This window comes from Cellulomonas sp. plas2, from assembly GCF_057221735.1.
In genome coordinates, this window is sequence record NZ_CM170155.1 from 1,691,363 (window position 1) to 1,704,643 (window position 13,281).

The window sequence follows — 13,281 nt, forward strand, 5'->3', positions numbered from 1 at the left end:
GCGGTCAGCGGTTGCGCACGAGCCAGGCGGCGGCCGCGGCGGGATCGGCGTGCGCGGGCACGAAGCCGCTCGCCCGCAGCGCGGCGGGGTCGGCGCGGATGGACCCGAGGACCTCCGGCGCGAAGTCGCCCAGGGCCAGCCGCAGCGCCACCGCGGGGGCCCGGACGACGGCCGGCCGGTGCAGCGCCCTCGCCAGCGCACGGGTGAGGTCCTCGTTGCGCGTCGCCTGCGTGACGAGGTTGACGGGTCCCGAGACGTCCGCCTCCAGCAGGTGGGCGATCGCGCGCACCTCGTCGACGAGCGTGATCCAGCTCCACCACTGCCGGCCGGACCCGAGCGGTCCGCCCACGCCGAGCCGCAGGAGGGGGAGCAGCCTGCCCAGCGCGCCGCCGCGCGGGCTGAGGACGATCCCCGTCCGCAGGAACGCCACCCGGACGCCCGCCGCGACGGCCGGTGCGGAGGCCGCCTCCCACTGCCGCACGACGTCGGCGAAGAACGTGGAGCCGAGCGGCTCGTGCTCGTCGAGCAGGTCGTCGCCCCGCTCGCCGTACGCCCCGATGCCGGACGCCTGCAGCAGCACGCGCGGGCCGTCGTCCATCCCGGCGAGCGTGCGCGCGACGAGCCCTGCGGTGTCGACCCGCGAGGACACCACGACGCGCTTGCGGGCGGGCGTGAGGTAGCGGTCGGCCACCCCGGCCCCGGACAGGCAGACGACGGCGTCGGCCCCGACGAGGTCCCGCGCGTCGAGCCGACCGGCGGTGGGGTCCCAGGAGACCTCGTCCGGCCCCGACGCGGGCCGGCGGACGAGCACCTGCACCCGGTGCCCCTCCCGCCGCAGCAGGGCGACGAGGTCGCCGCCGATGAGTCCGTGCGATCCCGCCACCACCACGCGCATGGCGCCACCCTAGGAGCGCGGCACCGCCCGTGCGCGGACGGCGGCCCACCGCCTCTCAGGGGACGCGGTCGACGCGGGCGAGAGGTCGCCGGCGCCGTCGCCGGCAGTGGACGAGCCCCGCACGCGCGGGGCGTGCGGGGCTCGTCGGGCAGGCGGGTGGTGCAGGGGTGTCAGAGACCGACCTCGGCCTCGAACGCGCCCTCCTCGATCCGCTTCTTCACGGCGGTGAGGTACCGCGACGCGTCGGCGCCGTCGACGAGGCGGTGGTCGTAGGAGAGGCTCAGGTAGCACATCGACCGGATGGCGATGACCTCCTGGCCGTCCGCCGTGATGACCACCGGACGCTTGACGATCGCGCCGGTGCCCAGGATCGCCGACGTCCCGCCCGGCACGATGGGCGTGTCGATGAGGGCACCGCCGGACCCCGTGTTCGTCACGGTGAACGTCGCACCGCTCAGCTCGTCGGGCCCGACCTTGTTGCTGCGCGTGCGGCCCGCGAGGTCCGCGATCTTGCGCGCGATGCCGGCGAGGTTGAGGTCGCCGGCGTCGCGGATCACGGGGGTCAGCAGCCCGCGCTCGGTGTCGACGGCGATCGCCACGTTCTCCTGGCCGTGGTACGTGATCTGGTTCCCCTCGAGCACTCCGTTGACCTTCGGGTGGGCCTTGAGCGCCTCGACCGCGGCGAGCACGAAGAACGGCAGGAACGTGAGGTTGACGCCCTCGCGGGCCTTGAACCCGTCCTTGGCGCGACCGCGCAGCTGCGCCACCTTGGTGACGTCGACCTCGACCACCGTGGTGAGCTGCGCCTGCGAGTGCAGGGCCTCGACCATGCGCTCGGCGATGATCTGCCGCAGCCGGCTGGCCTTCTCCGTCGTGCCGCGCAGCGGCGAGACGGCGGGGATCGCGGCCGGTGCCGCCGCGGCGGCGGGCGCGGACGCCGCGGGTGCGGCGGCCACGGCGGGGGCGGCCTGCGCGGCCTTCGCCTCCTCGGCCTTGCGGGCGGCCTCGAGGACGTCCTCCTTGCGGATGCGGCCGCCGACCCCGGTGCCGGTCAGGCTCGCGACGTCCACGCCCTTCTCGGCCGCGAGCTTGCGGACGAGCGGGGTGAGGTAGCTGCCGCCACCGGCGGGGGCCGCCGGGGCCGAGGGAGCGGGGGCCGGGGTCGAGGGGGCGGGCGCCGGGGTCGAGGGGACGGGCGCCGACGCCGCAGCGGCCGGTGCGGGAGCCGCGGCCGGCGCGGGGGCGGGCTGCGCGGGGGCGGCCGGGGCCTCCGTCGAGGCGGCGGGCTCGGGGACGGCCGCCGGCGCCGGGTCCGGGGCCGGAGCGGCGTCGCCGGAGCCGACGATCGCCAGGACCGCGCCGACCTGGGCGGTCTCGTCCTCGCCGACGAGGATCTGCTGGAGGGTGCCCGCCACGGGCGAGGGCACCTCGGTGTCGACCTTGTCGGTCGAGATCTCCAGGAGCGGCTCGTCGACCTCGACGGTGTCGCCCACGGCCTTCAGCCAGCGCGTGACGGTGCCCTCGGTGACGGACTCGCCCAGCGCGGGCAGCGTGACCTCCTGGCCACCGGCGGCGCCGCCGCCGGAGCCGGACCCGCCCGTACCGGACGACGCGTCGGGCGACGACGAGGGCGCCGGCTCCTCGTGCTGCTCGACCGGCTGCTGCGCGACGGCGGCGTCGGCGGCCGGCTGCTCGGCCGGCGCGGGCTGCTCGTCCTGGCCGGACGCCTGGTCACCGGCCTGCTCACCGGCCTGGTCACCGGCGCCGTCGGAGCCGCCGGCACCGCTGCCGTCCCCGATGACGGCGAGGGTGGCGCCGACCTCGACGGTCTCGTCCTCCTCGACGAGGATCTTCTCGAGGACGCCCGCGAACGGCGAGGGGACCTCCGTGTCGACCTTGTCGGTCGAGATCTCGAGCAGCGGCTCGTCGACCTCGACGGTGTCGCCGACGCTCTTGAGCCAACGGGTGACGGTGCCCTCGGTGACGGACTCGCCGAGGGCGGGGAGCTGCACGTTCTGCGACATGACCGGTGGTGTCTCCTTGCAGGTCGGTGCGCCGCCCGCCGGTGCCCGAGGGCGGGCCGGCGGACGGCGGCGGGGTCAGTTGTGGGCGTGCAGCGGCTTGCCGGCCAGCGCGAGGAACGCCTCGCCGATGGCCTCGTTCTGGGTCGGGTGCGCGTGCACCAGCTGCGCGACGTCCTCCGGGTAGGCCTCCCAGTTGACGATGAGCTGGCCCTCGCCGATCAGCTCGCCCACGCGGGCGCCGATCATGTGCACCCCGACGACGGGCCCGTCCTTCTGGCGCACGAGCTTGACGAAGCCCTGGGTGGCGAGGATCTGGCTCTTGCCGTTGCCCCCCAGGTTGTACTCGAGCACCTGCACGGCCTCGGCGCCGTACGTCTCCTTGGCCTTGGCCTCGGTGAGCCCCACGGAGGCGACCTCCGGGTCGGAGTACGTCACGCGCGGGATCCCGGACTCGACGATCACCGGCGGGTTGAGGCCCGCGATCTCCTCCGCGACGAAGATGCCCTGCTGGAACCCGCGGTGCGCGAGCTGCAGGCCGGGGACGATGTCGCCGACCGCGTAGATGTTCCCCACGCCGGTGTGCAGGCGCTCGTTCGTGAGGACGAACCCGCGGTCCATCGGGACGCCCTGCTCCTCGTAGCCGAGGTCCTTCGTGCTCGGGCCGCGCCCGACGGCGACGAGCAGGAGCTCGGCGTCGAAGGTCTTGCCGTCCTCGAGCGTGACGTGCACGCCCGACTCGTCCTGGGTCACGCCGGCGAAGCGGACACCGAGGTTGAACTTGATCCCGCGCTTGCGGTACGCCCGCTCGAACGCCTTGGACAGCGCCTCGTCCTCGTTGGGGACGAGGTGGGGGAGCGCCTCGATGATCGTGACGTCGACCCCGAAGCCCTTCCAGGCGGAGGCGAACTCCGACCCGATGACGCCGCCGCCGAGGATGATGGCCGAGGACGGCACGTGGTCCAGGTCGAGTGCCTGGTCGGAGGTGATGACCCGGCCGCCGATCTCCAGCCCGGGCAGGGACCGGGCGTAGGAGCCGGTGCCGAGCACGATGTTCTTGCCGGTCAGCCGACGGCCGTCGACCTCGACGGTGTCCGGCGCGACGAGGCGGCCCCAGCCGTTGACGACCTCGATCTTGCGCGACTTGATCAGACCCTGCAGGCCCTTGTAGAGCCGCCCGATGACGCCGTCCTTGTACGCGTTGACGCCGGCCATGTCGATCTTCTCGAGCGTCATGTGGACGCCGAACTGCTCGCTCTCGCGCGCCCCCTGGGCCAGCTCCGAGGAGTGCAGGATGGCCTTGGTCGGGATGCACCCGCGGTGCAGGCAGGTCCCGCCCACCTTGTCGGCCTCGACCAGGGCGACGGTCATGCCCAGCTCGGCGGCGCGGAGCGCGGCCGCGTAGCCGCCGCTCCCCCCGCCCAGGACGACGACGTCGAAAGCGGTGCCGGTGGTGTCGGCCACGTGCGGACTCCTCGCAGGGTGCGGTGGTGGGACTCGCCGACCATCTTGTCACCCCCTCCGACGTGCGACGAACCCGTCCCCGCCGTGCATCGGTGTCACAGACGACACACACATCCCATGACTTCCCGCCGGGACGCACGGCCGTCGTCGTCCGGGCGGCGCACCCGGCGCTCCCAGCCCGCACCCAGCCGCCGTCGCTAGCCTGCCCCGCATGGGTCTGTTCGATCGGCTGCGGGGGCGTCGTCGGGTGCCGGCACCGGCGGCCGGCGGCGGTGACGGCCGCGCCGCGCGCGCGGAGACGACCGCCCACCTGGCCGAGTTCGCGCGGTCCCGGGTGGGCGTCGAGGGCTACGTCGAGCCGGCCACGGCGCAGAACCCGGTGACGCTCATGCTCGTGGCGACCGACGGGGAGTGGACGCGCCGCCGCGTGCCCGACGAGCGCGCCGGCCACGCCCTCGCCCGCGAGCTCGGCATCCCCGTCTACGACGTGCAGCGCGTGGGCTACCCGCAGCGCGTCCGGGACTGGAACAGCCGGCAGCGCACCCTGGCCCGGCGCAGCGCGGCCGAGCGCGCCGCCCGCCGGGCCGCCGAGCGCTCCTGAACGCTCCCGTCGACGTCGGTCCGGCGTGCACGGGTGCGGCCGGACGGGCGGCCGACCCGACGGCGGTGCCCGCTACCGGGCCGCGGTCGCGGCGGCGGCGCGGGCCTCGACGAGCGCCAGCAGCGTCCGCACGGCGACACCCGTCCCGCCGGCGGGCGTGTAGCCCCAGGGCGCCTTCTCGTTGAAGGCCGGCCCCGCGACGTCGAGGTGCGCCCAGGCGGCGTCACCGACGAACCGCTGGAGGAACAGCCCCGCCGTGAGCATGCCGCCCGCGCGGTCGGCGACGTTGGCGAGGTCGGCCACCTTGCTCTTGAGGCCCTCGGCGAGCTCGGCCGGGAGCGGCATGGGCCAGAACTCCTCGCCGGCGGCCTGCGCGGCGGCGACCACCTCGGCGCGGACGTCGTCGCGACCCATGACCGCGGACACCCGCGGACCGAGCGCGACGACCTGCGCGCCGGTGAGGGTCGCGACGTCCACGACGACGTCGGGGTGGTGCTCGAGCGCCGTGACGAGCCCGTCGGCCAGCACCAGGCGGCCCTCGGCGTCCGTGTTGAGGACCTCGACCGTCGTGCCGCCCTTGATGGTGATGACGTCGGAGGGCCGCTGCGCGGAGCCCGACGGCATGTTCTCGGCGAGGCAGAGGTATCCGGTGACGGTCACGGGCAGGCCCAGCCGCGCCGCGGCGACGACCGTGTGCAGCACGGCGGCGGCGCCGGCCATGTCGGACTTCATCGCGTCCATGCCGGCGGGCGGCTTGAGGGAGATGCCGCCCGAGTCGAAGGTGATGCCCTTCCCGACGAGGGCCACCGACGCGCGCGCCTTCGGCGGCGCCCAGGTCACGGTGACGAGGCGCGGGGGCCGCACGGAGCCCTGCCCGACGGCGACGAGCCCCCCGTAGCCGCCCGCGGCCAGCGCCTTCTCGTCGAGCACGGACACCTTCAGGCCCCGGCTGCCGGTCTCCTTGACGAGCGCCTTGGCCGCGTCCGCGACCGCCTCGGGGTACAGGTCGTTGGGCGCGGCGTTGACGAGGTCGCGGACGCCGTGGACGGCCTGGGCCAGCACGGTCGCGCGCTCCGCGGCAGCCACCGCCGCCGCGTCCTGCGCCAGCGGCGTGACGACCTGCACGGCGGAGACCGGGGCCGGGGCCGCCGGGCGGTAGGTGCGGAAGGCGTAGGCGCCGAGGAGCGCGCCCTCGGCCACCGCCGCGACGGCCTCGACGGTCGTCGCCGGCAGGGCGAGCGCGACGCTGCCCGTGCCGGCGAGCTCGCGCGTCGCGGCCCCTGCCGCCCGTCGCAGCCGCTCGAGGCCCGGCTCGCCGGCGCCGACGCCGACGAGGACGAGCACCGCTGCGGCCAGCCCCGTCGCGGGGACGCGGCGCACCTCGTCGGCGGCGCCCGTGACGCCGAGGGCCACGGCGTCGCGCACGAGCACCTCGGCCAGCGGGGCGGGCAGCCAGGGCGCGTCGAGCACGGCGGGCGCCGTGCCGTCGGCGCCGGCGGCGACCGCCACGACGAGGGCGTCCACGTCGAGCAGGGCGGGGTCGGTGGCGGTCAGCGCGCAGGTCGTGGTCACCCGGCGATGCTAACCAACGCGCACGTGCCGCCCGGCCCGGGCTGTGAGGGCCGGTCATCCCCCTGACGGCTCGTCGCGGCTCGTCGGCGCCCGCCCGGTCGGTGCCGGCCGGCATCGCCTACCGTGTGCCGGTGCTCGTGCCCGCCGTCGTCCTCGTGGTCCTCGCGGCGCTCGCCCTGGCGGGGTGGGCGGCGGTGTTCGTCGCGCGTGACCGCGCGGTGGTGCTGCGGCAGCTCTGGGGCGGCGCCGTCGTCGAGGGGCTGCTCGTCGTGCAGGCCGTGCTGGCGGGCGTGCTGTCGGCGACGCGTGGCGCGCCGCCGGAGCCGTGGGAGTTCTGGGGCTACGTCCTCACCCAGCTGCTCGTCCTGCCGCTGGCGGCGGCGTGGGCGTTCGCGGAGCGCACCCGCTGGAGCTCCGTGGTCCTGCTCGTGGCCGCCGTGACGGTGGCGTTCCTCGAGTACCGTCTGCTCGTGCTCTGGGGCCCGGCGTGACGCGCGCGGGGGGTGCCGGCGGCGCCACGTCGACCGCGACGGGTCCGGGCCGGGTGCTCGTGCTCGTGTACGGCATCTTCGCGCTGGCGGCGACGGCGCGTGCCGGGTACCAGATCGCGACGCAGCTCGACGAGGCCCCGCTCGCGTACGCCCTGTCCGCGCTGGCGGGGCTCGTGTACGTGCTGGCGACGGTCGCGCTGGCCACCGACCGGCGGCGGCTGGCCCTCGGGGCGGTGCTCGTCGAGCTCGTCGGGGTCGTCGCCGTGGGCGTCGTCTCCCTCGTCGCACCGCAGGACTTCCCCGACGAGACCGTCTGGAGCGGGTTCGGGCAGGGCTACGGCTACGTCCCGCTGGTGCTGCCGGTGCTCGGCCTGCTGTGGCTGCGCCGCTCGTCGCGCGCCGCGTCCGGGCGGTAGCGGCCGGCGGTCAGACGACGGCGCGCCAGGGCGGGGCCTCCACCGCGCCCGCCGGCTCGCCGAGGGCGGACCAGGCCGCGGCGACGCGGCGCAGACCGTCGTCGAGCACGGCCGCCGGCTCGCTGAAGGTGAGGCGCAGGCGGTCGTCGAACGAGCCGTCGGTGCCGAAGGCCGTGCCGGGCACGAGCCGCACGCCGTGCCGCGGGGCGATCGCCGCCAGGGCCGTCGAGCGCGCGGCGCCCAGGTCCACCCAGACCGACAGCCCGCCGGCGGGCACGTCGTACCGCCAGGACGGCAGCCGCTCGCCCAGGAGGCGCACGAGCAGGTCGCGACGCTCCCGCAGGGCCGCACGACGCCGCTCGAGGAGCTCCGTGCGGGCGGCGAGCAGGCGCGCGACCACGAGCTGCTCGAGCACCGGGGTCGCGATGTCGACCCGGCCGCGCAGGACGGCCAGGCGGGCGACGAGCTCGGGGTGCGCGCGCACCCAGCCGACCCGCAGGCCGCCCCAGAACGACTTCGAGGCGGAGCCGACGCCGACGAGCTCCCGTCCCGGCACGCGTGTGCCGAGGAACGGCACGGGTGGCGGCCCCTCGACCGTCAGGTCGCTGAGCACCTCGTCGGCCACGACGACCGTGCCGGTGCGGCGCGCCAGCTCGCGGACCCGGGCGCGCGCGTCGTCACCCACGCTCGTCCCCGTCGGGTTGTGGTGGTCGGGGACGAGGTACACGAGCCGCGGCGCCGCCTGCCGGAGCGTCGAGGCGAGGAGGTCCACGTCCAGGCCGTCGCGACCGACCGGCACCGGGACGGGGCGGGCCCCGGCACCCCGCACGGCGTCGATGGCGTGCAGGTAGGTCGGGTGCTCGACGACGACCCGGTCGCCCGGTCCCGCGTGCGCCGCGACGAGCAGGTGCAGCGCGTGCTGGGCCCCCGTCGTGACGAGCACGTGGTCGGGGCTCGTCGGCACCCCGCGCTCCTCGTACCACCCGGCCACGGCGGCGCGCAGCACCGGCAGGCCGAGCGGCTCGTACCCGCGTCCGCCGGTGTGGTGCGCCAGGTCCTCGACCGCACCGGCGACGTGCGCGGCGAGGTCGCCCGAGGCGGAGGGGGCCGCCATCGACAGGTCGACGAGGCCCTCGGCGGCGGGGCCGCCGAACGCCGGGGAGCGGTCGGCGCGCGACCCGTCGGCCGGCAGCGCCGTCACGGTCCCCGAGCCGCGCCGGCTGACGAGGTAGCCCTCCGCGCGCAGGACGTCGTAGACCGCGGTCGCGGTGGTGCGCGAGACGCCCAGGTGCTCGGCGAGCTCGCGCTCGCTCGGCACGCGCGTGCGCAGCGGCAGCGCCCCGCTGAGGACGGCCGCCCGCAGGGCGTCGGCGAGGGCGGTGTAGGCGGCGCCGGGGCGCTGCCACGTACCGAGGAGCAGGCGCAGGCGGGCGCCGGACACCCGACGCTCGGCGAGCGGCGGTGCGGGCTGCGGTCGCGTCGGCACAGGGCCACTGTCCCCGAAGTGGCCCTGGGCGACAAGGCCACCAGTGCAACACCCTGGACACATGACGTCACGCACGAGCCCCGCGAGCCCGCCGGCCGAGGTCGGCGCGGCGCGCTCAGACGCCCGTCCCGACGCCCGGGTCGCCAGCTGGCGCACCGACGCGCGCGGCTCGGCGCAGCTCGTCGTCGGGCTCCTGCTCTACGCCCTGTCGATGGCCGTCATGGTGCGCGCGGGCCTCGGCGCCCTGCCGTGGGACGTGCTCACGCAGGGCCTCACCCACCGGCTGCCCCTGTCGTTCGGCGCGATCACCGCCCTGACGAGCCTCGTCGTGCTGCTGTGCTGGTGGCCCCTGCGCCAGCGCCCGGGGCTGGGCACGGTGGCCAACGTCGTCGTCATCGCCCTCGCGGTCGACCCCGCGCTGGCCCTCGTCGGGCTGCTGCCGCCGCTGGGGCTCCCGGCGCGCGTGGCGCTCGTCGTCGTCGGGATCGTGCTCAACGCCGTGGCGACGGCCCTCTACATCGGCGTGGGCCTCGGGCCGGGTCCGCGCGACGGTCTCATGACGGGGCTCGTCGGGCGCACGGGCTGGCCGCTGGCCCCCGTCCGCATCGGCATCGAGGTCGCCGTGGTCGGCGTCGGCGCGCTGCTCGGCGGCACGCTCGGCCTCGCGACGCTCGCCTACGCGCTCGGCGTCGGGCCGCTCGTGCACGTCCTGCTGCCGCGCCTCACCCGCCCCGGGGTGCGCGCCCGGCACTGAGGGGCGCGAGGGCGCCGGGAGGCCCCGATGGGCTCGGACCCGTCCTCGGCCCTCCGCGGCGTGGCGGTAGGTTGACGGCCGTGTACCGCCTGCTGTTCGACCTGGTCCTGCGCCGCACGGGGCCGGAGCGCGCGCACGCGCTCGCCTCCGGCGCGATCCGTGCCGTGGCGGCCGTGCCGGTGCTGTCCGACGCCGTCGCCCGGGTCCTCGCGCCGCCGCCGGAGGGCGCCGTCGAGGTGTGGGGGCGCCGCTTCCCGTCCCGGTTCGGCCTGGCGGCCGGGTTCGACAAGGACGCGCACGGCGTCCGCGGCCTCGCGATGCTCGGGTTCGGCTTCGTCGAGGTCGGCACGATCACCGCGCAGGGCCAGCCCGGCAACGAGCGGCCGCGGCTGTGGCGCGAGCTCGACGAGCGCGCGCTGCGCAACCGCATGGGCTTCAACAACGAGGGGTCCGCCGCCGTGGCCGCGCGGCTGCGGCGGCTGCGCGCCACGCCGGCCGGGCGGCGGCTCGTGGTCGGCGTGAACATCGGCAAGACGAAGAGCACGGCGCCGCAGGACGCGGCAGCCGACTACGCCACCTCCGCCGGCCGCCTGGCGCCCTGGGCCGACTACCTCGTCGTCAACGTGTCGTCGCCCAACACGCCCGGGCTGCGGGACCTGCAGGCCGTCGAGGTGCTGCGGCCGGTCCTCGAGGCGACGCGCGTCGCCGCCGACGAGGCGACGGCCGCCGCCGGGCGGCCCCCCGTCCCGCTCCTGGTGAAGATCGCCCCCGACCTGTCCGACGAGGACGTCGACGCGGTGGCCGACCTCGTCGCCGAGCTGGGCCTCGACGGCGTCGTCGCGGTCAACACGACGGTCGGGCACGACCGCGGGCCCGGGGGGCTGTCGGGACCGCCGCTGCGCGAGCGCGGCCTCGACGTCGTCGCCCGCCTGCGCGACCGCCTGGGCGACGAGGTCGTCCTCGTCGGCGTCGGCGGGATCACCACCGGGGCGGACGCCCGCGAGTACGTCGCGAACGGGGCCACGCTCGTGCAGGGCTACACCGGTTTCGTCTACGAGGGCCCGTTCTGGGCCCGTCGCATCACCCGCGCGCTGGCGCGGGACGCCCGAGGGGGGGAGCGGTGATGGTGGTCCGGCCGCAGTGGGAGTGGCACCTGCACGCCGCCGAGGGGCGGCTGCTGGAGCGGCCCGTCAGCCCCGTTTTCACGACGCAGTACGACGCCGAGGTCTGGCTGGGCGAGCACTGGCGCGCCCTGTCCGAGCAGGGCGTGGTGGACGCGCGGCTGGTGCACGAGGGACGCCAGGCGAGCCCGACCGTGCAGCTCCCGTCCCTGGCCTGACGGCCGTCGGCGCGGCCTCGCTGCGTCAGCGCGGCTGCTGGCCGCGCTGGACCTGCGGCTTGGGCATCCGCAGCCGACGCAGCTGGAAGATGCGGGTGACGGCGTACATCGTCAGGCCCCGGGGGAGCGCCTCGGCGCCGAAGCGCGCGACGAGCTTCTTCTTCAGCCCGCGCCACAGGACGATCGCGTCGACGACCGTGCCGAGGATGAACAGGTAGAGCACGAGCGTGAGGACCAGCACGACCTCGGGCGCCGTCGCCGCCAGCAGCGTCTGCGCGATGAGCAGCACGAACGCCACGGGCAGGAAGTACTCGCCGAGGCTGCGCCGCGCGTCGATGCTGTCGCGCACGAAGCGCCGGACCGGGCCGCGGTCGCGCACCGGCAGGAAGCGCTCGTCGCCGGACTGCATGGCGCGGTACTCCTGGTCGCGCTGGACGCGGCGGCGGGCGCGCTCCTCGCGTGCCGCGGCCTTGCGGTCCAGCGGGACGAGCGGGCGCCGGTTCGCGGCCTGCGCCACCTTGCGCTTGGGCGTGGGACGCCCCTTGCCCGTGCCGGTCGAGGTGCCGGTCGAGGTGCCGGTCGAGGTGCCGGTCGACGTGCCGGTGGCAGGCTCGCCCGTCGCGGGCGGCGCGGTCACCGGCGCGGTGGCCGCGGGCGTCGTCGCCCGCACGGCGGTGGCGCCACCGGGGGTGCGACGGCGGAGGGGTCGCACCTGCGACGGGGGTGTGCTGCTGCTGCGTCCGAACACCCCGCCAGGGTAGTCGAGTAGCGTGGCGGGCCGTGACGCCGACCGAGCCCGCCGTGCCCGACCCCACCGTGCCCGACCCCACCCCCGCGACCGCTCACCCGACCCCGACGGCCCTCCCCGGCACCCTGCCCGGCACCGCGGAGCTGCGCCGGCGCACCGCAGGGGTCTTCCCGGGCGTCCGGGCGGACCTCGAGGCGCTCGTGCGGATCCCGTCGGTGTCCAACGCGGACTTCGACGCGGCGCACGTGGAGGCCAGCGCGGCGGCCGTGGCGGACCTCCTGCGCGGCGTGGGGATGGACGACGTGCAGGTGCTGCGCGCGCGGCGCCCCGACGGCCGCGAGGGCGCGCCGGCGGTCGTCGCCCGTCGGCCGGGCCCGGCCGGTGCCCCCACCGTCCTGCTCTACGCGCACCACGACGTCCAGCCCCCCGGCGACGACGCGGCCTGGTCGACGCCGCCGTTCGAGCCGACCCTCGTCGGCGAGCGCCTGCACGGCCGCGGCGCCGCCGACTACAAGGCGGGCGTCGTCGCCCACGTCGGGGCGCTGCGCGTCCTCGCCGACGACCTCGGCGTCGGCGTGACGGTCTTCGTCGAGGGCGAGGAGGAGGTCGGGTCGCCGACCTTCGTGCCGTTCCTGCAGGCCCACCGGGAGCTGCTGGCGGCCGACGTCATCGTCGTGGCCGACTCCTCCAACTGGCGGATCGGCGTGCCGGGGCTGACCACGTCGCTGCGGGGCCTCGTGGACTGCACGGTCGAGGTCGCGGTCCTCGACCACGCCGTCCACTCCGGCATGTACGGCGGGCCCGTGCTCGACGCCCCGACCCTGCTCGCGCGCCTCCTGGCCACGCTGCACGACGAGGCGGGGGACGTCGCCGTCGCGGGCCTGGTGCACGCGCCGGACCCGGCGGTCGACCTCGACGAGGACCAGCTGCGCGCCGACGCCGGCGTGCTGCCCGGCGTGCGGCTGGCCGGCACCGGCCCGCTGACCGCGGGCATGTGGACGCGGCCGGCGATCTCCGTCATCGGCCTGGACGCCCCCCGGGTGGCGACGGCGTCCAACACGCTGACCCCCCGCGCCACGGCCAAGCTGTCGGTGCGGATCGCCCCCGGCCAGGACCCCGCGGCGGCCATGGCGGCGCTGCGCGCGCACCTCGAGGGGCACGCGCCCTTCGGCGCGCACGTGCACGTCGTCGAGGGCGAGCAGGGCAAGCCCTTCCGCGCGCCGGAGGACTCGACGGCCATGCGGGCGGCCCGGTGGGCCTTCGCCGAGGCGTGGGGCACCGAGCCGGTCGACATCGGGATCGGCGGGTCCATCCCCTTCATCGCCGACCTGCTCGAGGCCTACCCGTCGGCGGCGATCCTCGTCACCGGGGTCGAGGACCCGGACAGCCGCGCGCACGGCGCGGACGAGAGCGTCCACCTCGGCGAGCTCGAGAAGGTCGTCCTGGCGGAGGCCCTGCTCCTCGCGCGGCTCGCGGCCGAGCGCTGACGGCCCG

The 13,281-nt window shown here is 76.7% G+C and carries 13 protein-coding genes; 7 read left to right on the plus strand and 6 right to left on the minus strand.

All coding sequences use genetic code 11. The annotated features are described in order from the left end of the window. Positions 1-4 precede the first annotated feature (4 nt). The 3 genes from AC2TDM_RS07525 to lpdA form a co-directional block, all read right to left on the minus strand. Entirely contained in the window at positions 5-895 is an 891-nt protein-coding gene (locus AC2TDM_RS07525) for a TIGR01777 family oxidoreductase (RefSeq protein ID WP_090030654.1), read from the minus strand. A gap of 170 nt (positions 896-1,065) precedes the next feature. Further along, the gene (sucB, locus tag AC2TDM_RS07530) at positions 1,066-2,919 is read right to left on the minus strand and encodes a 2-oxoglutarate dehydrogenase, E2 component, dihydrolipoamide succinyltransferase (RefSeq protein ID WP_090030656.1); all 1,854 of its coding nucleotides are present in this window, start codon (positions 2,917-2,919) and stop codon (positions 1,066-1,068) included. Between the two features lie 75 nt (positions 2,920-2,994). After that, the gene (gene lpdA, locus AC2TDM_RS07535) at positions 2,995-4,380 is read right to left on the minus strand and encodes a dihydrolipoyl dehydrogenase (protein ID WP_484636256.1); all 1,386 of its coding nucleotides are present in this window, start codon (positions 4,378-4,380) and stop codon (positions 2,995-2,997) included. 211 nt (positions 4,381-4,591) lie between these two features. On the opposite strand from lpdA, the gene AC2TDM_RS07540 reads away from it, so the two are divergent. Further along, on the plus strand, positions 4,592-4,981 hold the full coding sequence (locus AC2TDM_RS07540; RefSeq protein ID WP_484636257.1) for an oxidoreductase: 390 nt from the start codon (positions 4,592-4,594) through the stop codon (positions 4,979-4,981). A 72-nt stretch (positions 4,982-5,053) separates the two neighbouring features. On the opposite strand, the gene AC2TDM_RS07545 is transcribed toward AC2TDM_RS07540, so the two are convergent. Beyond that, positions 5,054-6,553 (minus strand): leucyl aminopeptidase, encoded by a 1,500-nt coding sequence (locus tag AC2TDM_RS07545; protein ID WP_484636258.1) that lies wholly within the window; start codon positions 6,551-6,553, stop codon positions 5,054-5,056. A 131-nt stretch (positions 6,554-6,684) separates the two neighbouring features. Here AC2TDM_RS07545 and AC2TDM_RS07550 point away from each other — a divergent pair, with 131 nt between their 5' ends. Both AC2TDM_RS07550 and AC2TDM_RS07555 read left to right on the plus strand, forming a co-directional pair. After that, positions 6,685-7,044, plus strand: a complete 360-nt coding sequence (locus AC2TDM_RS07550) for a hypothetical protein (protein ID WP_090030948.1) — start codon at positions 6,685-6,687, stop codon at positions 7,042-7,044. Then, positions 7,041-7,460, plus strand: coding sequence for a hypothetical protein (locus AC2TDM_RS07555; RefSeq protein ID WP_090030663.1), 420 nt, complete (start codon positions 7,041-7,043; stop codon positions 7,458-7,460). The genes AC2TDM_RS07550 and AC2TDM_RS07555 overlap by 4 nt, the downstream gene beginning before the upstream one ends. A 10-nt stretch (positions 7,461-7,470) precedes the next feature. On the opposite strand, the gene yczR is transcribed toward AC2TDM_RS07555, so the two are convergent. Beyond that, complete coding sequence (gene yczR / locus AC2TDM_RS07560; protein ID WP_484636259.1) at positions 7,471-8,946, minus strand: MocR-like transcription factor YczR; 1,476 nt, start codon at positions 8,944-8,946, stop codon at positions 7,471-7,473. Between the two features lie 61 nt (positions 8,947-9,007). Here yczR and yczE point away from each other — a divergent pair, with 61 nt between their 5' ends. The 3 genes from yczE (at position 9,008) to AC2TDM_RS07575 (ending at position 11,039) form a co-directional block, all read left to right on the plus strand. Then, a complete protein-coding gene (gene yczE / locus AC2TDM_RS07565; protein WP_175499228.1) occupies positions 9,008-9,700 on the plus strand; it encodes a membrane protein YczE in 693 nt (230 codons plus the stop codon). Between the two features lie 80 nt (positions 9,701-9,780). Beyond that, on the plus strand, positions 9,781-10,824 hold the full coding sequence (locus AC2TDM_RS07570; RefSeq protein WP_090030667.1) for a quinone-dependent dihydroorotate dehydrogenase: 1,044 nt from the start codon (positions 9,781-9,783) through the stop codon (positions 10,822-10,824). Beyond that, positions 10,824-11,039 carry a hypothetical protein gene (locus AC2TDM_RS07575; protein ID WP_484636411.1) on the plus strand — a complete coding sequence of 72 codons (216 nt, stop codon included), beginning with the start codon at positions 10,824-10,826 and terminating at the stop codon, positions 11,037-11,039. The genes AC2TDM_RS07570 and AC2TDM_RS07575 overlap by 1 nt, the downstream gene beginning before the upstream one ends. Before the next feature lie 25 nt (positions 11,040-11,064). On the opposite strand, the gene AC2TDM_RS07580 is transcribed toward AC2TDM_RS07575, so the two are convergent. Then, a complete protein-coding gene (locus AC2TDM_RS07580; protein WP_484636260.1) occupies positions 11,065-11,787 on the minus strand; it encodes a DUF3043 domain-containing protein in 723 nt (240 codons plus the stop codon). A gap of 125 nt (positions 11,788-11,912) precedes the next feature. Between AC2TDM_RS07580 and AC2TDM_RS07585 the strand changes: the two genes are divergently transcribed. Beyond that, positions 11,913-13,274, plus strand: a complete 1,362-nt coding sequence (locus tag AC2TDM_RS07585; protein WP_484636412.1) for a M20/M25/M40 family metallo-hydrolase — start codon at positions 11,913-11,915, stop codon at positions 13,272-13,274. Positions 13,275-13,281: the final 7 nt, after the last annotated feature.